Annotated in this window: 22 protein-coding genes and 2 pseudogenes; 13 read left to right on the top strand and 11 right to left on the bottom strand. The window is 37.9% G+C overall.

Annotated elements, in window-relative coordinates; genetic code table 11:
• Positions 1 to 63: 63 nt before the first annotated feature.
• From BMF77_RS07820 to BMF77_RS28925, 3 genes and pseudogenes are all read left to right on the top strand, one after another.
• Entirely contained in the window at positions 64 to 1,620 is a 1,557-nt protein-coding gene (locus BMF77_RS07820) for an AAA-like domain-containing protein (RefSeq protein WP_148766854.1), read from the top strand.
• 71 nt (positions 1,621 to 1,691) lie between these two features.
• Positions 1,692 to 1,964, top strand: coding sequence for an AbrB/MazE/SpoVT family DNA-binding domain-containing protein (locus tag BMF77_RS07815; protein ID WP_148761908.1), 273 nt, complete (start codon positions 1,692 to 1,694; stop codon positions 1,962 to 1,964).
• A pseudogene (locus BMF77_RS28925) lies at positions 1,957 to 2,358 on the top strand (PIN domain-containing protein). The gene BMF77_RS07815 and the pseudogene BMF77_RS28925 overlap by 8 nt, the downstream one beginning before the upstream one ends.
• A gap of 95 nt (positions 2,359 to 2,453) precedes the next feature.
• Here the strand turns inward: BMF77_RS28925 and BMF77_RS28585 are convergent.
• The gene (locus BMF77_RS28585) at positions 2,454 to 2,588 is read right to left on the bottom strand and encodes a hypothetical protein (RefSeq protein WP_256370339.1); all 135 of its coding nucleotides are present in this window, start codon (positions 2,586 to 2,588) and stop codon (positions 2,454 to 2,456) included.
• Positions 2,589 to 2,644: 56 nt separating this feature from the next.
• Between BMF77_RS28585 and BMF77_RS07805 the strand changes: the two genes are divergently transcribed.
• Together BMF77_RS07805 and BMF77_RS07800 are read left to right on the top strand one after the other, a co-directional pair.
• Positions 2,645 to 3,028 carry a papain fold toxin domain-containing protein gene (locus BMF77_RS07805; protein WP_148761906.1) on the top strand — a complete coding sequence of 128 codons (384 nt, stop codon included), beginning with the start codon at positions 2,645 to 2,647 and terminating at the stop codon, positions 3,026 to 3,028.
• Between the two features lie 24 nt (positions 3,029 to 3,052).
• Complete coding sequence (locus tag BMF77_RS07800; protein WP_148761904.1) at positions 3,053 to 3,421, top strand: hypothetical protein; 369 nt, start codon at positions 3,053 to 3,055, stop codon at positions 3,419 to 3,421.
• 167 nt (positions 3,422 to 3,588) lie between these two features.
• On the opposite strand, the gene BMF77_RS07795 is transcribed toward BMF77_RS07800, so the two are convergent.
• From BMF77_RS07795 to BMF77_RS07785, 3 genes are all read right to left on the bottom strand, one after another.
• Positions 3,589 to 3,936, bottom strand: a complete 348-nt coding sequence (locus BMF77_RS07795) for a hypothetical protein (RefSeq protein ID WP_148761902.1) — start codon at positions 3,934 to 3,936, stop codon at positions 3,589 to 3,591.
• Entirely contained in the window at positions 3,933 to 4,217 is a 285-nt protein-coding gene (locus BMF77_RS07790; protein ID WP_148761900.1) for a DUF5674 family protein, read from the bottom strand. The genes BMF77_RS07795 and BMF77_RS07790 overlap by 4 nt, the downstream gene beginning before the upstream one ends.
• A 203-nt stretch (positions 4,218 to 4,420) precedes the next feature.
• Positions 4,421 to 6,661 carry a hypothetical protein gene (locus tag BMF77_RS07785; RefSeq protein ID WP_148761898.1) on the bottom strand — a complete coding sequence of 747 codons (2,241 nt, stop codon included), beginning with the start codon at positions 6,659 to 6,661 and terminating at the stop codon, positions 4,421 to 4,423.
• 348 nt (positions 6,662 to 7,009) lie between these two features.
• Between BMF77_RS07785 and BMF77_RS07780 the strand changes: the two genes are divergently transcribed.
• Together BMF77_RS07780 and BMF77_RS07775 are read left to right on the top strand one after the other, a co-directional pair.
• Complete coding sequence (locus tag BMF77_RS07780; RefSeq protein ID WP_148761896.1) at positions 7,010 to 7,294, top strand: hypothetical protein; 285 nt, start codon at positions 7,010 to 7,012, stop codon at positions 7,292 to 7,294.
• Positions 7,291 to 7,707 (top strand): PIN domain-containing protein, encoded by a 417-nt coding sequence (locus BMF77_RS07775; RefSeq protein WP_148761894.1) that lies wholly within the window; start codon positions 7,291 to 7,293, stop codon positions 7,705 to 7,707. The genes BMF77_RS07780 and BMF77_RS07775 overlap by 4 nt, the downstream gene beginning before the upstream one ends.
• Positions 7,708 to 7,768: 61 nt before the next feature.
• Here the strand turns inward: BMF77_RS07775 and BMF77_RS07770 are convergent, their stop codons facing one another.
• Both BMF77_RS07770 and BMF77_RS07760 read right to left on the bottom strand, forming a co-directional pair.
• Positions 7,769 to 8,050, bottom strand: a complete 282-nt coding sequence (locus tag BMF77_RS07770; RefSeq protein WP_246863085.1) for a Uma2 family endonuclease — start codon at positions 8,048 to 8,050, stop codon at positions 7,769 to 7,771.
• Positions 8,051 to 8,439: 389 nt separating this feature from the next.
• Positions 8,440 to 10,977, bottom strand: a complete 2,538-nt coding sequence (locus BMF77_RS07760) for a Tn3 family transposase (RefSeq protein WP_246863084.1) — start codon at positions 10,975 to 10,977, stop codon at positions 8,440 to 8,442.
• On the opposite strand from BMF77_RS07760, the gene BMF77_RS07755 reads away from it, so the two are divergent.
• The gene (locus BMF77_RS07755; protein ID WP_148761892.1) at positions 10,901 to 11,437 is read left to right on the top strand and encodes a recombinase family protein; all 537 of its coding nucleotides are present in this window, start codon (positions 10,901 to 10,903) and stop codon (positions 11,435 to 11,437) included. The genes BMF77_RS07760 and BMF77_RS07755 overlap by 77 nt on opposite strands.
• A 374-nt stretch (positions 11,438 to 11,811) precedes the next feature.
• Here BMF77_RS07755 and BMF77_RS07750 read toward each other — a convergent pair whose 3' ends face one another.
• The 3 genes from BMF77_RS07750 to BMF77_RS07740 all read right to left on the bottom strand — a co-directional run bounded on the left by BMF77_RS07750 (position 11,812) and on the right by BMF77_RS07740 (position 12,906).
• The gene (locus tag BMF77_RS07750; protein WP_256370350.1) at positions 11,812 to 12,033 is read right to left on the bottom strand and encodes an EcoRI family type II restriction endonuclease; all 222 of its coding nucleotides are present in this window, start codon (positions 12,031 to 12,033) and stop codon (positions 11,812 to 11,814) included.
• A 212-nt stretch (positions 12,034 to 12,245) separates the two neighbouring features.
• Complete coding sequence (locus BMF77_RS07745) at positions 12,246 to 12,509, bottom strand: type II toxin-antitoxin system PemK/MazF family toxin (protein ID WP_246863083.1); 264 nt, start codon at positions 12,507 to 12,509, stop codon at positions 12,246 to 12,248.
• 79 nt (positions 12,510 to 12,588) lie between these two features.
• Complete coding sequence (locus BMF77_RS07740) at positions 12,589 to 12,906, bottom strand: hypothetical protein (RefSeq protein ID WP_015079366.1); 318 nt, start codon at positions 12,904 to 12,906, stop codon at positions 12,589 to 12,591.
• Between the two features lie 387 nt (positions 12,907 to 13,293).
• Between BMF77_RS07740 and BMF77_RS07735 the strand changes: the two genes are divergently transcribed.
• The 3 genes from BMF77_RS07735 to BMF77_RS07725 all read left to right on the top strand — a co-directional run bounded on the left by BMF77_RS07735 (position 13,294) and on the right by BMF77_RS07725 (position 14,797).
• Positions 13,294 to 13,515: a hypothetical protein gene (locus BMF77_RS07735; protein ID WP_015079365.1), complete on the top strand. Its 222-nt coding sequence runs from the start codon at positions 13,294 to 13,296 to the stop codon at positions 13,513 to 13,515.
• Entirely contained in the window at positions 13,508 to 13,921 is a 414-nt protein-coding gene (locus BMF77_RS07730; RefSeq protein ID WP_015079364.1) for a hypothetical protein, read from the top strand. Before BMF77_RS07735 ends, BMF77_RS07730 begins: the two co-directional genes overlap by 8 nt.
• Before the next feature lie 324 nt (positions 13,922 to 14,245).
• On the top strand, positions 14,246 to 14,797 hold the full coding sequence (locus BMF77_RS07725) for a transposase (RefSeq protein ID WP_015079363.1): 552 nt from the start codon (positions 14,246 to 14,248) through the stop codon (positions 14,795 to 14,797).
• 1,103 nt (positions 14,798 to 15,900) lie between these two features.
• Here the strand turns inward: BMF77_RS07725 and BMF77_RS07720 are convergent.
• Complete coding sequence (locus BMF77_RS07720) at positions 15,901 to 16,314, bottom strand: hypothetical protein (RefSeq protein WP_148761890.1); 414 nt, start codon at positions 16,312 to 16,314, stop codon at positions 15,901 to 15,903.
• Positions 16,315 to 16,599: 285 nt separating this feature from the next.
• Positions 16,600 to 17,967: a site-specific integrase gene (locus BMF77_RS07715; protein WP_371735607.1), complete on the bottom strand. Its 1,368-nt coding sequence runs from the start codon at positions 17,965 to 17,967 to the stop codon at positions 16,600 to 16,602.
• A 425-nt stretch (positions 17,968 to 18,392) separates the two neighbouring features.
• On the opposite strand from BMF77_RS07715, the pseudogene BMF77_RS07710 reads away from it, so the two are divergent.
• Positions 18,393 to 19,493, top strand: a pseudogene (locus BMF77_RS07710) (nickel-dependent hydrogenase large subunit); the annotation flags it as partial.
• Positions 19,494 to 19,679: 186 nt separating this feature from the next.
• Positions 19,680 to 20,102 carry a hypothetical protein gene (locus BMF77_RS07705; RefSeq protein WP_148761888.1) on the top strand — a complete coding sequence of 141 codons (423 nt, stop codon included), beginning with the start codon at positions 19,680 to 19,682 and terminating at the stop codon, positions 20,100 to 20,102.
• Positions 20,103 to 20,212: the final 110 nt, after the last annotated feature.

Genomic DNA, 20,212 nt, shown 5'->3' with positions numbered 1-20,212 from the left:
CCCTGCCATCCTTAACCCCAAAATCGTCTAAACTTAAAGAGTTCACCAACTGCCAAAATCATGATGTCTCGCTGGTTTAATATTGCAGGTCCATGTAACCCCGAAAAAAACTATACCATCTCAGCTACAATTCGTCTCCCTGATTTATCGTTACTGATTGAACAAGAAAGTTATTTTGTCCTTCATGCACCACGACAAACAGGGAAAACAACCGCAATGTTATCCCTAGCACAGCAACTTACCGCCACCGGAAATTATACCGCAGTCATGGTATCAGTAGAGGTAGGAAGTGCATTTAATCATGACCCCGGTGCGGCAGAATTAGCGATTTTGGGAACTTGGTATGATACAATTTCTATCCGCTTACCCAAAGAATTACAACCACCTGTGAAACAATGGCAACAGGAAGAACCAGGAAATAGAATTAAGGCTTTTTTACAAGGTTGGGCAAAATCTTTAACCCGACCTTTGGTAATATTGATTGATGAAATTGATTCTTTGCAAGATCAAACATTAATTTCAGTTTTACGACAATTAAGAGATGGTTTTCCCAATCGTCCCGAAAATTTTCCCTCATCCGTAGGATTAATAGGTTTACGGGATGTGCGAGATTATAAAGTAGCATCAGGTGGTAGTGACAGATTAAATACATCCAGTCCTTTTAATATTAAAGTTAGTTCTATTACTATGCGAAATTTTAATATTGAAGAAGTGGGAGAACTATATCAACAACATACAGTAGCAACAGGACAAATTTTCACACCAGAAGCAACAGCAACAGCCTTTGATTTAACCCAAGGACAACCTTGGTTAGTGAATGCTTTAGCTAAAGAAATTGTAGAAAAAATGGTTAAAGATAGAAATATTACTATTACAAAAGAAGATATTTTACAAGCAAAGGAAATATTAATTGCTCGTCAAGATACTCATTTAGATAGTTTAGCTGAACGGTTACGAGAACCAAGAATAAAAGCAATTATTGAACCGATGTTAGCAGGTTTAGAATTGGGGGATATACCCAACGATGATATTCAATTTGTAATTGATTTGGGTTTGTGTAAAATGCACCCCCAAGGAGGATTAACTATTGCTAATCCCATTTATCGGGAAGTTTTACCCAGAGTATTAACAGTGACACCAATGGCTTCTCTACCAAGGATTGCACCGACTTGGTTAACCCCAGAAGGTGAATTAAATATAGATGCGTTACTTGCAGCATTTCTCAAGTTTTGGCGACAGCACGGAGAACCGTTATTAGGTAGCACTGGCTATCATGAAATTGCGCCGCATATTGTATTAATGGCTTTTTTGCATCGTGTTATTAATGGTGGTGGAATCCTAGAACGGGAATATGCCATTGGTAGTGACAGAATGGATCTATGTCTGCGTTATAAAGATGTCACGCTAGGTATTGAGTTAAAGGTATGGCGGGATAAAAAGCGTGACCCCCAAACTGATGGGATTGAACAATTAGAATCTTATTTAGGGCGGTTGGGGTTGGATTTTGGTTGGTTATTTGTGTTTGATAGGCGGAAAAATGCCCTACCAATGGAAGAACGTTTATCAACTGAGGTTGTGGTGACGGAAAATCAACGCAGAATTACTGTGATTCGGGCTTGAGTGTTTTGATAAGGAGTTAGGTTGGAGTTTTGCTAAAATGTAAATAGCTAGAAAAAAGGAAATCTAAAGTTATGACAGTTGCTAATTCATCAATTTCTCAACAATACACGCTTGATATTGAACCGGAAGGACGTTTAACTTTACCGCAAGAAATCCAACAAATTCTTAATTTAGAATCTGGAGATAGATTAATTTTAACTCTTGAAGATAATGGTACATTACAATTAGTTAGTCTCAAAAACCAAGTTAAAAAATTAAGAGGTTTATTAAAAGATAAATCACCTGATAGAAATTTGGTAGATGAACTTATTCAAGAACGCAAACAGGAGTATTTAAGTGAATAAATCTGTGTTAGATGCTTCTGCTTTTTTAGCTTATCTTAGAGATGAACCAGGAGCAGAAATTGTGGAAAATACGTTGATTAATGGGTGTTATATCAGTATAATTAATTGGGTAGAGGTATTATCAAAAATTGTTGATTTAGGATAATCTCCAGAGGAAATTATTAAACGATTGAGAGATGAAGGATTATTAGAAAATAGTCTAGAAATTATTGCTTGCAATGAGGAAGATGCTATAACTATAGCTAAACTTCGAGGTTTAACCAAAAGTGCAGGATTATCATTAGGAGATCGTGCTTGTCTTGCTTTAGGTAAACGCTTGAATTTGCCTGTGTTAACAGCAGATAAAGTATGGAGTAGTTTATCTTTGGGAATGACAATTAATTTGATTCGTTAAATTTCATCATCATTTGATAAATACTTTTTAAAACCTGAAAATTTGGAACTGCATTCAAACCAGTAATTAGGTGCGTTACATTTCATTAACACACCCTACAGGATAGGCGATCGCACTGCCGAAATTTGATGGCGTATATCTACGGCTGTTTTAATATAGAAACGATTAGCTTGAAGCATCTCGTTGATTTGGCTAGGTGTTGCAGGTTCTTGTAAAATATGAATTATCAAGGGTAAAATATGAATAGTTTATCCAAGACTAAAATAAGATCAACATTTTTTAGGAGGTGCTGTTTCTGACTAATTTACCGGATGATTTAGCCATTACCGAAATTCATCAAGCAATTGGTAATCTTGTCATTCGATTTCCATTACTTCATTGTCAAGAATGTGCCAAGACACTCAAACAGTGGTTAAAACAACGTAAAATTTCTGGTAAACTTTGGCGACTTTCGACCATATACGATAATGAAGATTTTATTTTGAGTTATCGCTTAGAAAAACAAGGTTGCTTTGAAACTATTACGGAAAATGGCGTTCATTACGGTGTTGAAGTTTTTGGCAAAATTTTCGACAACCTTTCCCGACAAGGACTATACCCAGATGACTGGGTTCAAGATTTTATTTCTCTATCTAATGAGTTTAAAATAGAAGTAATAGAAGAATTTTGAAAATTTTTAATGGAGTTAAACTCAATGAGTACATTATTTAACTTACTCGAAAAAATTAAAACCAAACCAGGGTTATATTTGGGAACAGCATCTATCAGTAATTTACGAATGTTTATCTTGGGATATCGCTTTTCTCGCTCTGAATTAGGTATTACTAATACTGAAACTGAAAGTGATTTTCATAAAAACTTTCAACCTTGGCTACAAAACCGCTTATCTATCCATACGGTTAACGCTTGGGATAAAATTATTTTACTCACCTGTATTGATGAAAAAGCTGCATTTGATTACTTTTTTCAATTACTAGATGAATTTATCCAAAGAGACAAAAGCCAGGATATTGAACCAATTCTGGCTAAACCATCCTCTGAAAATTCTCAAAAAGCTGCCTGAAGAATAATACTGAATCTTAGTGTGCTTGGTTGTTTCTATAGTAATGAGCGATCGCCATTAATCCCAGTGAAGGAAGCACAAGAAAGTCAGTGCTTGCGCGATCGCTTTTCTCAAGGATGTTAAACAGCAAATCTAACACTTCTAGACTACGATCCCTTTTAAAAACCTTAAACGAGAACTCCTGCCATTTCCCTAATTCGATTTGCCCAGGTTTGAGACAAGGTGGAAATTTCCAGACGACTAGAATCACTTGCCCAAGTTGACAACCAATGAATATGCCATCGAGATAATTGACGTTGCATTTGAGCTAATTTAAAGGCATTATCTACATCTAAATCAATGGCTGTCAATTCTAAAAACACTTTACTTTCTCGAATAATCTCAAGTACCGCTTCTCCATTAAATTCATTTAAACTGAGAGATGCCATTTGCAGAAAGTTCTGTGCTAATCTTTCCAGACGTACAGAAAGACGTTCACAACGAAAGGTAATTTGTTCTACAGTCCAGTTATTCATAAACCTCCTAATAATTTGTGGATGATTTGTTTGACTTGTTCACGAATTGTCGGATCTAAAATTTCCATTGATCTATTTTGACGTGGCCGGAGATTTACCATTGATTCATAGAAAATTTCTTGAGAAATAGGATTCCAACTCGCGCCCCAAATATCCTGCTGTTGACTTCTATTCTCCAGTAAAATAGTTTCGCAGTCAGAGTGCATTTCACCTCCACCTGCTAAAATTTGATGGCGTATATCTACGGCTGTTTTAATATAGAAACGATTGGCTTGAAGCATCTCGTTGATTTGGATAGGTGTTGCAGGTTCTTGTAAAATATGAATTATCAAGGGTAAAATACGAGTCCATTTATTAAATCATTCTCTCATATTACCTTAAATGATATTAATGTGATCCTATTTCAATCCCTTGATAATCTAAGCTAAGATTCTCTACTTAATAGCGATCGCATTTCCCCAACATTAGCGATTGCACTACAATATCAGCGATTGTTTCTCAAATCTGAAACGAGAGCAGCGATAAATACAATTATTGTAGGAGCTAACAGGATGATCGTTCCGACAACCAGATCTGGTTGCGGATTAAAATAGTTGATTTGGAAAATTCGATCAATCCCGATCAATCCCCAAGAGATCAATACAAAACTGACGACAGACTCTGCTATTCTGTTACTTAATGGCTCGACGATATCATTCCATTCCTCCTCAATCGTCCGGTGGTTCGCTAAAGTACCGTAAAACATAAAGACAAGATAAGAAACACTTAGTGTGGCTAAAGTGATCGAAGATATCCAGGGATAGGTTCCAGAGATTCTAATCGCCATGAGTCCGGCCAGCGTGTTAATACTCAAACCCCAAATGATTAACAAAACCCATTGTAAGTAACGCCGTCTTAGATTCGACTCTAGAGAGAAACTGATCTCGACGAAAACATTCCACGCCAATCCAAAGAATGGCATAATACTATAAAAAATAAAGACTATGATCGAAATTGGTATTATCACAATAGTAGTCAGTATTCTTCTCGCTCGACAAAATAGAAAACATAAAGAGTTAAGCGCAATCCGCAGGCTTGAAATAAGGATACGAATAGTTAGCAGAATCGTTCTAATTGAAATATTGGCAACCGCGAGGGAGATCAAAACGAGCGGGTTGCGAGAGCGAAGTGATAAGGTATATTGTCTCTCAGTAAAAAGTATAACTTTTTCGGCGATCAAATTGTTTACAAACATGGCATATTCAAAAGGAGTATCGAGCCATTTAAGCCCATTGAAAGCGAAATCGCTCATCCTCTCAATGACCGATAAGACAGGAGTTTCTACCAAACATCTATGGATTAGATGAAATGCCATCACGCCAAGATAAACTACCAAACTTCCGACCAAAAAATAATGATAATAATCTTTGATTCGGCTTGAAATCCAGAAATTCACAACATAAAAGATTGAGGCTTGAAGTGAAATAACAAACAAAAATCGTAGTGTGTCCCTAGAGGCTTTCAGGGTAATTTTTCTAATGTTGAACGGTATCTTAAAGGTGGATGAATTCAAAAAGCTTTTCAGTGTATTTAAAACTATAATATCTCCTTGAATTATCATCTTTTCAAACCATAATTCCACCAATTTTTTATCAACAGAAAATGATAGAATGTTAGTTCTACGCCGTACCTTTGTTTGCAATTTTTCTTGTAATTTTTTATTAAAATTATAAGAATTAATATCAAGCCTTGAAGATTCTATATTTAAAAAATCAAGAATATCAGAAAAACTCAATTTTTGATATTGTTTTCGTAAGATTTCTTCAATTTCACTTGATGAGCTACTGTTAATTGTTTTTATTCTTTCTAATTGTCTTTTAATTTCTTCTTTAAATTCTTCTTGTCCCAATGAGAATAATGAACTTGTTATATATCTGGATCTGTTCGATGAATATTCATTTAGTAATTCTTCTTCGATTTTTGTTGGTGATTTTTCGTATATTTTTCCTACCATTTCTAATTGTATTTCTATTCTTTCTTGGGAAAGAATAGAAGGCATATATAATAATTCATTACTACTATTTCTATTCCTGATTCTTGAAATAAGTTGGTCAAATGAAGAAATGGATAAAATACTTAACTCTTTTTCTTTGATAATTGATAGATTATATTCGTGTCGTAAAGACTTTAACTCTTGATGTATTTCAAAGTCTGCTGTTTGCAAGTCTTTATATTGTTTGTTCAATTCTTGAATACGCTCTTTAGTCCAATATTCTCTAATTTTTAATTCTTTATTATATTTTTGCTGATAATCGTACTGGATAATCCCCCAAGCTACGCACCATAAAAGCAGGAATGCCGAGGGAATTAATCCATTAGCTGTCTCGACTGGCAATAGATCGAGGAAATACCCGCCTCCGAGCGCAACGAGACTGGCAATAGTAATTTCAGTGGGTGTTAACTCTCGAAATTTAGGATTTACGAACAGTAGTAAGGGGATAACTAAAGCGACTCTGATAATTGGTATATTAGATCCTAGTAAAGCAAAAAAAGATTGTACCGATGATACGGTAGACACGGGAAAGCGATTAAACACTACAGCAGCAATATCATTGATACCGATGGATAAAATCACAACAACTAAGCAGAGAGTTAGTGCGGGAACAGTCAAAATAAATCTAGATATAGAATGATCCGACCAAAATTCAATATCGCGTAAGGATCTTTTCTTGTTTTCCTTTTGCATAGTTCATCTTTCCCCTTCCGTGAACCAATGACTCTGTTCTCTGATTGATCCATATTATACAGCATTGCCTGACAAATAAAATAGGGAGAATTCAAAGTTAAGCTACACAACCACCATGATTTATACCCAGATTCTTAATCGTGGTGATAAAGTTGTTTGTAGTCCTCTAAATTTTTACTTCCCAACAATTTCCACTTTTCCACCTCCAAATTCAACCTTTCATGGAATCGCTGTTTTTAGTGATGTGGGGATATGCGATGCGATCAAATCAGACAAATTTTAGAAAAATGAACATTGAATTTTGCTCAACGCAAGATAATATAGAAACACAGTCTTATAAAAAACATCATGCAAGCATACAAACTCAAAGGAAAAATTGATCAATCTGGTAACTTGCTGATTACCGAACCCGTGAACTTACCCCCCGGAAATGTGGAAGTAATAGTCTGGCCAGCTACGGATACCCTTGATAGTACCACAGCCCCAACCAGTGAACCAGTGCCAGAAACACCAAAAAGAAAATCTAGAATCAAAGCATTCCAGGGTTTATTTGAAAATGCCCCACCCGTTCCAGCAGATTTTGATCCAGACCAAGCTAAATGGGAATATTTAAAGGAGAAACATAACCTGTGAAAGTCTTACTAGATACTAACATCATTATTGATGATGCCTTGGAAAGAGAACCTTTTTGGGATGCAAGTGAACAAGTTTTATCACTAATTGAAAAAGGAACAATTGCAGGTTATATTTCAGCCTCAACTTTTAGTGATTTGTATTACATTATTCGTAAAGCAAGAGGTCGAGATTGGACGCTTACTTATTTAACTCAATTAGTTACCTTCTGTCAAATTGCTACGGTAAATCAGACTGTAATTACAATGGCTTTCACAACCAATTTTAAGGATTTTGAAGATGCTATTCAATACTCCACTGCGGTAGTCAATCAATTAGATGGGATTATTACCCGTAATCCTCAAGATTTCCCTGTCGTGACACCGCGAATTATCACTCCTGAACAATTAATTGAGGAACTAACAAACTCTTGATAAGATTATGATTGTAGAATTATCTTTAATTTCTTTGAGGATGAGGAATTATTACAAATAGTTATGTGATTTTTATCCCTCCTCGAAATTCTCGCAGCGCTTGAGCATGATTTTCCATATTAATACAACCCATCAATAAATCTACATCTAAACTCGGTAGAAGTTGCGATTTATTAACAGCTTCATACCCATCATTTCCTAAACTATAAAACAATAATTTATCATTCATCCAAAACCAAACTTCAGGAATTTGTAACCGTTTATATGCTTCCAGTTTATTAATTCCTTCACTACTAACAACCACCTCAATCACTAAATCAGGTTGTTTTCTATTTGCTCCCAATTCATAGGATTCATCACCTTCTTTTTTGACCTTTTCAAATTCATTTTCTAAAGTAACAGAACCAGTAGGAGTAAAATCTAACCCACATTCCGCACCCCAAAATGTTACAGAGGGAAATTACGGAGATGAAAATCAAAGGGAGCATCAAAACAAACAGATAAAGTGAAAAAAGGCATTTGAGAAACAGTAAATCACCAAAAATGTCATCAAAATCTATTCTCAATAAGAAGCAATAAGAATGCACACCACCTGGAGAGGTCAATAGATAAGCGAAAGAAGATATTCAAGAAACAATTATAAGTTAGACTAATCAATTAAAGTAAAAGGGGTGAAATGAGCAACGGTACAGAAAGTTACGCTAAGGCTGAAACGGTTACTACACAGGCATTCTAATCATCCTGTTCATTAGGGTCGTTTGGATCACGCAGCGATCGCATTTCCCCCTGCATAACGGCAACAGGCAAAGAGAAATGATAACGTCCCAACATATTGATGTGAGAATGTCCCAAAGGCGATAGCCGCGCTACATCTTCTTGATTTATGCTCTGTTGGGAGCCAATAGAAGCCAGTGCAGCATCCATATAATATGTATTCCATAGTACCAAAGCATTGACCACCAAGCCCAAAGCCGAAAGTTGGTCTTCTTGTCCCTCCCGGTAACGTTGGCGCAACTCTCCCTTTTGACCATGAAATATAACTCTGGCCAGCCCATGCCGTCCTTCACCCCGATTTAACTGAGTCAAAATGCGACGACGGTAAGCCTCATCATCAATATAGTTCAATAGGTACAAAGTTTTGGCTATACGCCCTAATTCCCCAATCGCCCGACCCAAAACAGAAGGTTTATCACCTCGGTATAAAGTTCGGATAATATCTATTGCACTCACCGTTCCCAACTTCAAAGAACCTGCAACTCGCAACATATCATCCCAATAATTCTCAATAAAAGAAGTATTGACCCGTTGCCGTGCTATTCCATTAAGAACGCCATAATCTGCAAGCGAATCCAAACGCCAAAAGCGAGCTTCCCCCACATCAGCTAGTCGAGGACTAAACTGGTAGCCCAGTAGCCAAAAAAGACCAAATATCACATCACTATAACCGCTTGTATCAGTCATAAGTTCCTTGGGACGAAGAGAAGTCTGTTGCTCCAAAAGCCCAACCAACACAACCAGAGAGTCGCGGAGCGTTCCAGGAACCACCAAACCGTGAAAACCCGTAAACTGGTCTGAAGTAAAGTTGTAGTAAGTAATACCCCGACCCCGACCAAAATATTTGCTATTGGGTCCTGAATTTAGTGTTTGCACAGGCACTACAAAACGCAAGCCATCTGCCGAAGCGACTTCTCCTCCACCCCAAGTCTGCGCCAATGGAATCTGAGTTTGAGCATCGACCAACCGTGCATTAGCACTCTTCAAGGTTTCAGAACGAAAGTAGTTTTGCTGTATCCAAGCCAGTCGATTACGAGTTAAGGCTGGGATATCTGCCCGGATAACTGGCTTCAGACCTATGTTGCAACTTTGAGCTATCAGCACTGCACAGACACTAATGTGTAAATCAGTTACTCGTGAGCTATCCTGACTACCGTGGTTAAATTCATCCATAAACCCGGTTTTGGCATGGATTTCCAGTAAGGCTTCTGGTAAATCCACACGGGGAAGTAATTCTGCTACCAGTATTTTTAGAGTTTTCAAGCTGGCAGGTTCTTCCAACTTATCCAAATTGGTGACTGTTAAAGTATCACGTCCTTTTTTATTAGGCTCGATGCGTACCGATGCATTGCTGGGCAGATTATTGGCAGTACGATGAAATGCCGAATCGAGTTGCTGTTTCAACTTAGACAGTTCCGCACCGGGTGTTGGTTGCAGGTTCAGTGCGCGACAAACTTGTGGTCTAGCTGATTCCCAGTCTTTCCCTTGTAGTAATTTGGCATGGGGATTGCTCCAACGGATACTAGGAGTGATAAATAATTCTCGACGACGCAATCCCTCACACAATCGCTCTAAGGTACAGAAAGTATAAGCACGACGGTCAATATCTGCATTGGGTTGTACAATTAATTGTAACCAGCCTTTAGTAATGCCATTGAGTGGAGCAGTATCCATCTTGGGATTTGCTTTCTTCTCAATACTTTTGAGAAATTCCACAGCCTTCAGAATTGACTGACCAGCAATTGTTGCTTGAAAATCAATTGTCCGCAGCAGTGAAGGGAGAAATCTGCGAACAATTGTCCAACGCTTTAATAGTTCTGGGTAATAGTCATCTTCAGGCGGTCTGGCCAATTCTTCCACTTTTGCCACAGACGCTTGTAACTTATCTTCAGGAATGAGTTGAAAAATGACTTCACGCACACTTTTATCTTCACAATTGGGGTCAAGTATCACTGCACAGGCTGCACCCAATCGTAAAGCTGCCGTATCCAGGTCTTTTATGGTGCGTAACCGTTCTTTTTTTCCATCCCGCACTGACTTGGAGAGTAAATCCTTGATCAACAATTCCAGCACATCGAGGGTGTCATCAGCAGCTTCCGCTTCCAATGTATGAATAAAGGCAAGTAGAGTCGCAATTCTTCGCTCAAAAGGCATACGAGCAATCGCCTGAACTCGAATTGTTGCTGCATGGCGGGCAAGGGCTTTTAATCTGCTGGCTGGGATACCAGAGAAATTTAAAGTGTTGATACCCAGGGAACGCACTTTTACTAGACGATTTAAAGCATTAATCAAAGCGGGACTGCTGTGACGAGTTGGCGCTCGCCGTAACTGGTCTAGTTGTGTGTACCAAGTTTTCTCATCAGGTACTAGTAAGGCTTCAAGCTTTTCCCGTTGTTCCTCAGAAGGAATTTTGGATAAAATGGGAGACTTCGAGGTGATTGGCGTTTGGAAAGAAACAGTTTCTGGGACTAAACATGATCGTGCCGAGCGATCCAAAGTTATGGCGTTAGCTCAAAGTCATAGTATTGATGCCATCTTGGTGACAGAGATGACCCGATGGGGACGTAGCACCATTGATCTGATTGAGACTTTGCAGGATTTGCACAGTTGGCACGTTTCCTTAATTGCTCAAACTGGATTGCAATTTGATTTGAATACACCGCAAGGCAGATTAATTGCCCATCTCATGGCATCTTTGGCTGAATTTGAACGGGATTTGCTGCGGGAAAGGGTACGTTCGGGTGTGGCGGCTGCTAAAGCGCGAGGTCAGAAATTTGGCAGACAGCCGGGACAAAGGATTAAAGCCGATAAGTTGGGTCCCAAAGTTTTGCAGATGGTTGGTGATGGGTATTCTTACCGCAAAATTGCAGAAAAACTCAACCTTAGCAAGACAACGGTCAATGATATTGTCAAACGCCACAGACAGTCAGAGCAGAAATCAGAATTGGAGAAGTAATTTTGAAAAGCTTATCCAGTAATCGTTTCAGCCTTAGCGTAACTTTCTGTACCGTTGCTCATTTCACCCCTTTCACAACAGTTTCCTCTAATACTTCTGTTGTCATCGATTATTTCTTATTTGGTTATCGCCTCATTTTTTTCTTTTGTTACCAAGTTTCACTTTATCACACCACGTCCCTTTTAATGCTACTTATTCTCATTAAGCATCTTAATTTTTGAATTGGCTTTAGTTATTATGTACTACTTTAAGGGCTTTTTTGATCTGTGACAGTTTGGGGTGCGGAATGTGGGATAAAACTCGTCATTTTTGTTTTGTTTTGCTTTTTTCAACAAAGAGTGCTGTACTTTTCTTGCCATTATCAACCCGTATTATTAGTTATTGGTAATTTGGTTAAATATTTCACTACCTAATGCCTTAAGAGAGGACTTAGACACTTCAATCATAATATCAAACATTTTTTTTTCATCCCATTTTTCTCCATTTCCTTGTGTATAAATTGAAGCTGCTTGAAGCATAATTGTTTTATCATGATGCTTAACAAATTTATTTTTACACAAATTAGTGTTAATTGGCATTCCATAATTTGCAGAGATCGCAGTTAATCGCAGTTAAGGAAGCACAAGATAATGGATTTTAAGCGATTCCTGCGGAGCGCTTCTCTATCGCATTAACCAAATATTAGCGAACTGACAAGTCAGCGCTTCGCTATCGCATTTAATAATAGTTAAGGAAGCACAAGATAATGGATATTGGATGTTTAACAGCCCCGTTAGACCGTACTTCACAGACTGCTGTTGAAACGAGACTAAAGTCCCAAACAATAGCGAACTACGGTTTCTATGTCCTGCATTTTAGCATCTGAGAGTTTGCCAGAAGGCTGGCTAGGAAAACGCTTTAAATCAAGTGAACGAATTTGAAAGCATAGAAATACTGTCTCGATTAATAATCCAGTTTCTTCAGGTAAACACCTCACATTTGTTGGGTAGTTTTTGGTGATATTTGTTCCTTTTGTACCAACAACTACTGTAACAACTAATGGTAATTGATTAATAGCATCTACAGAAAGCACTAAAACAGGACGCTCTCCTGCTTGTTCTCTACCTTGAACTGGATAAGATTGACGAAGTAAATTTCAGATCGCTGAACGCTCATAACCTTTCTATTCCATCCAGTTCAGAGATTTCAAACTCAGCATTAATTAGACCTATCTCTCTTTGGATCTCTGGATCATTTGCCATATCAGTTAAGCTTGTCTCAATCAAAGTCCGCATTTTTAATGTATTAATTAGTTTAGGGTCGTTTAGGCTTATTGGTTGGAATATCTCCTGATCACCGTCTACCTGATCAATCAACTCAGGTAATAAGACAATAACCTTAACACGACTGCCGTAAGGAAATGTTAATGCTTGGTCTAAATTAATCTGCCCATTTGTGTTTACTGTCCCTACTAACTCAACAGCTTTCATAAAGCCTCCTTTGTTTTTTACATCAGTTAATCAAGTCCCCATATTTCTATTTAAGTTAAATTTCCTCCTGGTTGATCAAGAAAATGGATTTTGAGCGATTCCTGCGGGGCGCTTCGCTATCGCACTAACTCAATATTAGCGAACTGACAAGTCAGCGCTTACGCTATCGCAGTTAAAGTAGTTAAAGAAGCACAAGACAATGGATTTTGAGCGATTCCTACGGAGCGCTTCGCTATCGCACTAACCCAATATTAGCGAACTGACAAGTCAGCGCTTACGCTATCGCAGTTAATCCCAGTTAAGGAAGCACAAGAAAATTTGCCCCGAAGAGAGTGTTACAATGAGACAGAGTGCAAAAAACTAGAATCTGTATCTGTCGTTGAACTTATGCTAACAACCACTCAGTTTGCTCCCATACTTAGGCAATTATCTCACTCCGATAAGCTTTTATTACTTAATTTCCTTGTAGCTGAGTTGCTCAGGGAGTCTGGTATTGTACCGATGTCTATTCAAGATGATGTCCATAGACAAGGTTTACATGACTCTTTTGAGGCTGCTGCCATTTTAGCTCAAGCATTAAAAGAGACACAAGAATTGACTCATGGTTAATAAAGTAAGATTTGCCTTCACTGAGGTAGATCCCAGTCTTGGAGCATTAAGTACACTTCCTTATTTACCACTGACATTAACGTATCAAAATCAGTCTTTGAACGTTTCGGGTCTGTTGGATACTGGCTCTAGTGTTAATGTCTTGCCTTATGAAATGGGATTAGCATTAGGCGCAGTCTGGGAAAATCAAAGGTTGTCTTTGCCATTAGGCGGTAATTTAGCTAGATTTGAAGCTCGTGCATTAGTTGTGAAAGCCACTGTTGAACAATTTCCTGCTGTGGATTTGGCTTTTGCTTGGACACAAGATAAGTATGCACCGTTAATACTAGGACACATGAACTTTTTTCTTGCGTTTGATGTGTGTTTTTACAGATCTGACTTGGTATTCGAGATTAGTCAAAGGTAGTTTTATTAAGAATTGTTTCAATATCTTTCTCAGGCTCATCACAATCTTGAATTAACTTGAGAACTACTTTAGCACAAGCGAACTGCTTGCAGCAGCGCTTCGCTATCGCTTACCCATGAGATCGCAATTAATCACAGTTAATGAAGCAAAAGAAAATGGATTTTGAGCGATAGCGAAGCGCTCCGTAGGAATCGCACTTACCCATAAGATCGCAATTAATCACAGTTAAAGAAGTACAAGAAAATGGATTTTGAGCGAACTGCTTGCAATATGACAATACAATAAATAAAAAATAAATTTAATTTCACCCATACTAACTCCATAATGCCTAATTATAGAAGACCTAATGTTTCTGGAGGTACATATTTCATCACACAAGTCACTTATCAAAGAGAATCTTGGCTCTGTACTGATATAGGGAGAAAATCTCTCCGAGAAGCAATAGAAAAAGTAAGGGAAAAATATCCTTTTTGTATTGATGCTTTTGTTTTATTACCTGATCATTTTCATTGTTTGTGGACTTTACCCCCTGATGATAAATATTTGTCGGTGAGATTGCGCCTAATTAAAACCTATGTTACTAAACATTATGGACAAGCATTAGGGGTTAATCGGGAGGTTTCTCAATCACGACAAAAGCGAGGAGAAAGTAATCTTTGGCAACGTAGGTTTTGGGAGCATTTAATTCGGGATGAACGGGATTTTGCGCTCCATTGTGATTATATTCATGATAATCCGGCTCGACATGGATTGTGTGAAAATCCCCAAGATTGGCAGTATTCCAGTATTCATCGGTTTATCGCTCAGGGAATTTATCCAACCGATTGGGGTAAAGATAGCAGAAAGGAAAAACCTCAAGGATATTGGGACGATTAGTAGGGTGCGTTAGCGACAGCGTAACGCACCGAAAATCAGTAAATAATCATAAATATGGTGCGTTACACTCCGTTAACGCACCCTACAGGATCGGCGATCGCACTTCACTTTCTGGTAATTGCTTGATTACTGATTCAACTTCTAGCCGAGTAGTCATACAAGATTTTACATTTAAAGAGTTTCTCTTTTCTATATTATCACCAACTTTGACATTGAAACGCCATTAGATGGTAGCTATTTGACTGATAGCAAAGCACGACCTAGTAATCGCATTAACTCAATATTAGCGAACTGACAAGTCAGTGCTTACGCTATCGCAGTTAATCACAGTTAAAGAATCACAAGACAATGGATTTTGAGCGATCGCTTACCCATGAGATCGCAATTAATCACAGTTAAAGAATCACAAGACAATAGATTTTGAGCGATCGCACTAACCAAATATTAGCGATCGCAGTTAAGGAAGCACAAGGAAATGGATTTTGAGCGATTCCTGCGGAGCGCTTCGCTATCGCATTTCCCCAACATTAGCAATCGCAGTTAATCACAGTTAAGGAAGCACAAGGAAATGGGAAATGGATATTGAGCGATCGCACTAACCCAATATTAGCGATCGCAGTTAATCCAGTTAAAGAAGTACAAGACAATGGATTTTGAGCGATTCCTACGGAGCGCTTCGCTATCGCACTAACCCAACATTAGTGATCGCAGTTAATCCCAGTTAACGAAGCACAAAAAAATGGAAATTGAGCGATCGCACTAACCCAATATTAGCGAACTGACAAGTCAGCGCTTACGCTATCGCAGTTAATCCCAGTTAAGGAAGCACAAGACTATGGAAATTGAGCGATAGCGAAGCGCTCCGTAGGAATCGCATTTCCCCAATATCAGCGATCGCACTATCACAGTGAAGGAAGCACAAGAAAGATCGCTTTTCTCAAAGATGTTAAACAGCAAAGTTATAAGGTGCGTTACATTCCATTAACGCACCCTACAAGATTGGCGATCGCACTTACCCATGAGATCGCAGTTAACCACAGTTAAGGAAGCACAAAACAATGGATTTTGAGCGATCGCACCAGATTTTCAGACCTTGAGTAGGTTTAATTGATCGGATTAAAAGTAATTACATTGTTCTTTATTGACTGATTACCAGAACAAAGCCAATTCTCATACCCTCGATCCCCATTATTCCTCAACCATCCGCCTCCCTGGAAAACAACGAAACGAAATCCACCTCCATTTCCCATGCGCTCCAATCCGGATACTAAAATATTCTCGAAATGATGATCCTCGTTCAAGTGCATATTCCATATGGCAATGTTAACACCTCCATAACCATTATTCCAAAATCCCACCCTCAACTGTTCCGCCATCCATTTGGTATGACGGCTTCTTCCTGTGGTGTCTAGATCAAACCCAACCTTGTCGAAGGCATTGATAAAAAAATTATGTACATCTGGGATGAAACTTGTAAGTAATTGAGTTGCAAGAGCGATTGCTGCTTTGTTTGACATTTTTTCTCTCCCGTTACATAATGTAGGATCAATCAAATAAGTATGGATATTTCCCTATACTTCAAATAATGAAGTAACAAACGGATTGAGTATGGTTTCCTGGGTCAATAAAATTTGATTATTCCATTCGTCCCTATATTATGCAATGCCGAATAGAAGAATTTCAATAAGTATATATTACGTTTATTTAGACATTATCCGAGAACTTTAACTTTTCTACTTTATGACTTATGCAATATTGAAACAAAAACTAGATTCTTGCATAGGGTTAATCATAAATCACCCCTACTTACCTGCGGTTTTGCGTAAGTCCTGAATCTCCAATTTCAACCTTTCATTCTCCATCCTTAACGCCAAAATTTCATTCTTCTGCAACTCAATTAACGACCTTTGACTAATTACCTCACCAAAGGCTTTTTTCCGGTTTTCAATCCCAAACCATCTTTGATAGGTTTTTGTATGTTCATCAACAGTATGACCTAAATTATCTGCTGCGGCTTTAATCGGTATTCCCTGAAGATGCGCTCGAATTGCACAACCATGACGTAAATCATAAGGTTGAAACTCAATTCCCACCTTTCTAAACCATCTGGATATATCTCTCCGCATCCAATTAATATTTTGTACAGATGCAATTTTTTCAACCTTTCTTTCTAAAATATTTAGTGGTTTGGGATTTTTTAAATCAAATAAATATACCCATTCAGGTACAAAAGGAATAACTTCTCGATATCCAGTTTTGGTATTTTTATTCACTTTCCAAGTATGATCTATATTTTGGGGAGACATCCACCAATTAATATCTGGTTGGACAAATAATTCCCTTGGTCTTAACCCAAATGTCGCCAACATTCCATATACCCAACGCCACATTTCCCAGGTGTCTATTTCATCACTAATGTTTGTATTTTTGCGGTTGAGGGCGAATTTTTCAAAGAGGTCAAAAGCAGATATTATTTTGTCATCTTCAGGAATTTCTCGATAAGCAGGAGTGACATGATCTCGTTTGACATCAAGTTGAAATCCTAAATTAAAGGTTTTAATCAAAACAGAACTTACCGCAATCAGTTCATTTTTTTTATTACCCTGAAATGAATTAATAATTTCCTCAAAATTTTCTTTTGTGGCTAAATGGGTGAGAGTCAAGTTTCTTTTAATGACAGATATATAATTAGCAAAAGTATTTTCACTGGTAATAGTTTTCTGACGAGTTTGATAATATTTTTGATCAAATGTATTTAATAATTCTCCAATAGTTTTTATCTCTTGCTTCTCTCTCGATTTAATTCCTAAATACTTCTCATTCCACTCGAAAGTATGACGAGCAATTAATTTACCCAATTCATAACTTTCTTCAATTGCTGTTTTTAATCCCTCTAAATTTGCGGGTATTCCTAGAGATAAATCATACTGCTTTTTTGTCTTACCTAAACTGTAATCTCCTGGTTTTAAAGGTAAAGTAGCTCGTAATTGGAGAGAATTGCCAGTTTGTTTAATACTAACTCTTATTCTCTCTCTTTTTAAATTATTATTAGCTGCAATTAACTTCTGTTCAAAAACTGCTTGATACTGTAATTCCGTTGCTTTAATTTTCGCCATTGTTCCTCTATAGCTACCGTCTGTGGTGTTCTGCGGCTCAAAGTCTGCAAACATATCTGCGAACCAGTCCCTTGAGTCTGCATTTGCATCCTCATGTAGAGATGGGGGATAGGTTTCCGATATTACAGTACAGCTATTTTCAGGTAAATAGACCACAAACCGACCTCTCTCCAAACCTCTCTCCTGCAAGGAGAGAGGCTTTGATTTACCCCCCTTCCAGCAACAAAGGTTTTTCTTTTTCCCTCTCCTCTTAGGAGAGGGTTAGGGAGAGGTAGGGAAGGGGCTGGGGGTTAGGTCTAATAATAGTAGTTCAAATACAAGAAAACTGCTGTAACTGTTAGGGATAAAAATTACCTTGACTCAATCCCTAAATATTCCTTATTTATAAACTGAAATGGTGAAAATAAAATGTTCTGATTGAGCAAAATTACCTGATAAAATAAGTTACTCAGGAACATTTACAGCATATCACCTGTTGTCATTGCAGTTATATGGTGCCTGGTGGAGTAATGTGCGCCCCAACTTTAACTGATATTACCCGCGCCTGGGCAATTTTGGAATATTTCCGCACCAATTGGTTAGAACCAGTTTGGTTAGGTTGTTCTTTAGAAAGATATGAAGAAATTCAATCTTATGAAGACTTTCAAAAGTGGTTAAATGAAGATGTTAAACATCGGGAATCAGACTTAGGTTTATATTGGCGCATGGGCTTAGATATTGGTTTAGATCGATATGGTGCTGGTGTGGGTAAATATGTGACTTGGGGTTATATTCCCCATGAGGATAAATATAATCATCCCACCATTGAAGGACGTAATGCTGCTGTGATTATGAAAAGCGGTGTTTATGATAGCTTCACCGATACTCATGCCTTAATGAATCAAGGTTTTGCCCGTGAGAATTTAACCCATTCTTGGTATGATGAAGGTACTCAAGATTGGCATCCAAGCGATCGCACTACAAACCCAATTAATCACAATCAAAAAGACTTTAATGGGGCATATTCTTGGTCAAGTGCAGTCCTCCACCAAGACTTAGGACGTTTAGAAGCAGGACCTCTAGCGCGTCAATTAGTTGCAGGGGGAAATCATGGGGAATCTTGGCAACATTATGACCCATTTATTCTCGACACATTCAAGCAAATGGGTGGTCCAAGTGTTCATCTTCGCCAATTAGGAAGAGTCCACGAAATAGTTAAACTATATCGCCAAGCTGAACGTTGTTTAAGAGAGTTCAAATTAAACGATCCTTGGTATATTAAACCAGAAGAAAAAGATGGTAAAGGTTGGGGTGCAACGGAAGCCGCTAGAGGTGCATTATGTCACTGGGTAGAAATCGAAAAAGGCAAAATTAAAAACTATCAAGTTATCGCCCCAGGTACTTGGAATATCGGGCCCCGTGACGGTGAAGGACAACTAGGACCAATTGAAAAAGCATTAATTGGAACACCAATTCAAGACCCGAAAGACCCTGTAGAAGTCGGTCATGTAGCCCGTTCTTTTGATTCTTGTTTAGTGTGTACTGTTCACGCCCATGACGCGAAAACTGGAGAAGAATTGGCTCGTTTTAGAACAGCTTAATTTAAGATCCCCGACTTCTTAGAGAAGTCGGGGATCTGTCAGGGTTCTATATAATTGTTATGTGCAGTACAAAAGTTCCCAAATCAGTGGGTTAGTCTGAATTTTAAGGAATAATTGATAATTCCTAATTATCAGATGAAGAATTATCAATTAGGAATTACTAAATACTAAAAATGGTAACTAATTGTGTCTAATTTAGAACTACATCAATATCTTCCTCAACTTCCTGAAGCTGCATTGCAAGAATTTATAGAATGGTGTATGTTGGATCAGTCAACAGCCGCAGGATTAGAATTTAAACCCGATCAAAGTAAGTTAAAGAATTTAGCACCAGGGGATTATTCTAAGCAATTAGTTGACCAATTTATGAAAGTAAGACCTGACCCCATTAGAGCAGGTTTAGTAGCCGTAATTGCTGGAAAACAAGCCGATAAACACGAATTAACAGGTTTAGCTGCTGTGGTTGATTTTGTTTCTCTTTATGTTAAGTATTTAATTCCTAAAGATGGTAGTAATCCAGAAGAAGCAGATGCAATTTTAGCTAAAGCATCACAACATCAATATGAGCAACTTGTAGAAATTGCTAAGAAACATGGTGTGAATTTATAAATTTGTAGGGTGGGTAATTCCCACCCAGAAAAACGCGGAGAATTATAAACTTTTGTCTGAATCAGGATTTACAGGATTTAAGGATTTACAGGATGTTTATTTTTAATATT

Origin of the sequence: Dolichospermum sp. UHCC 0315A (assembly GCF_008121535.1) — a bacterium.
In the GTDB taxonomy this organism is placed as follows: Bacteria; Cyanobacteriota; Cyanobacteriia; order Cyanobacteriales; family Nostocaceae; genus Dolichospermum; species Dolichospermum lemmermannii.
This window is presented reverse-complemented; position numbering and strand designations above follow the sequence as displayed.

Excerpts from the sequence above, each read along its gene's own strand:
- BMF77_RS07740 (WP_015079366.1), bottom strand. The coding sequence starts at position 12,906 with ATGAAAGCTGTTGAGTTAGTAGGGACAGTAAACACAAATGGGCAGATT.
- BMF77_RS07715 (WP_371735607.1), bottom strand. The coding sequence starts at position 17,967 with ATGTTTGCAGACTTTGAGCCGCAGAACACCACAGACGGTAGCTATAGA.
- BMF77_RS07730 (WP_015079364.1), top strand. The coding sequence starts at position 13,508 with ATGGTTAATAAAGTAAGATTTGCCTTCACTGAGGTAGATCCCAGTCTT.
- BMF77_RS07795 (WP_148761902.1), bottom strand. The coding sequence starts at position 3,936 with ATGAATAACTGGACTGTAGAACAAATTACCTTTCGTTGTGAACGTCTT.
- BMF77_RS07755 (WP_148761892.1), top strand. The coding sequence starts at position 10,901 with ATGGGAGACTTCGAGGTGATTGGCGTTTGGAAAGAAACAGTTTCTGGG.
- BMF77_RS07820 (WP_148766854.1), top strand. The coding sequence starts at position 64 with ATGTCTCGCTGGTTTAATATTGCAGGTCCATGTAACCCCGAAAAAAAC.
- BMF77_RS07785 (WP_148761898.1), bottom strand. The coding sequence starts at position 6,661 with ATGCAAAAGGAAAACAAGAAAAGATCCTTACGCGATATTGAATTTTGG.
- BMF77_RS07735 (WP_015079365.1), top strand. The coding sequence starts at position 13,294 with ATGCTAACAACCACTCAGTTTGCTCCCATACTTAGGCAATTATCTCAC.
- BMF77_RS07725 (WP_015079363.1), top strand. The coding sequence starts at position 14,246 with ATGCCTAATTATAGAAGACCTAATGTTTCTGGAGGTACATATTTCATC.
- BMF77_RS07720 (WP_148761890.1), bottom strand. The coding sequence starts at position 16,314 with ATGTCAAACAAAGCAGCAATCGCTCTTGCAACTCAATTACTTACAAGT.
- BMF77_RS07780 (WP_148761896.1), top strand. The coding sequence starts at position 7,010 with ATGCAAGCATACAAACTCAAAGGAAAAATTGATCAATCTGGTAACTTG.
- BMF77_RS07815 (WP_148761908.1), top strand. The coding sequence starts at position 1,692 with ATGACAGTTGCTAATTCATCAATTTCTCAACAATACACGCTTGATATT.
- BMF77_RS07800 (WP_148761904.1), top strand. The coding sequence starts at position 3,053 with ATGAGTACATTATTTAACTTACTCGAAAAAATTAAAACCAAACCAGGG.
- BMF77_RS07790 (WP_148761900.1), bottom strand. The coding sequence starts at position 4,217 with ATGCTTCAAGCCAATCGTTTCTATATTAAAACAGCCGTAGATATACGC.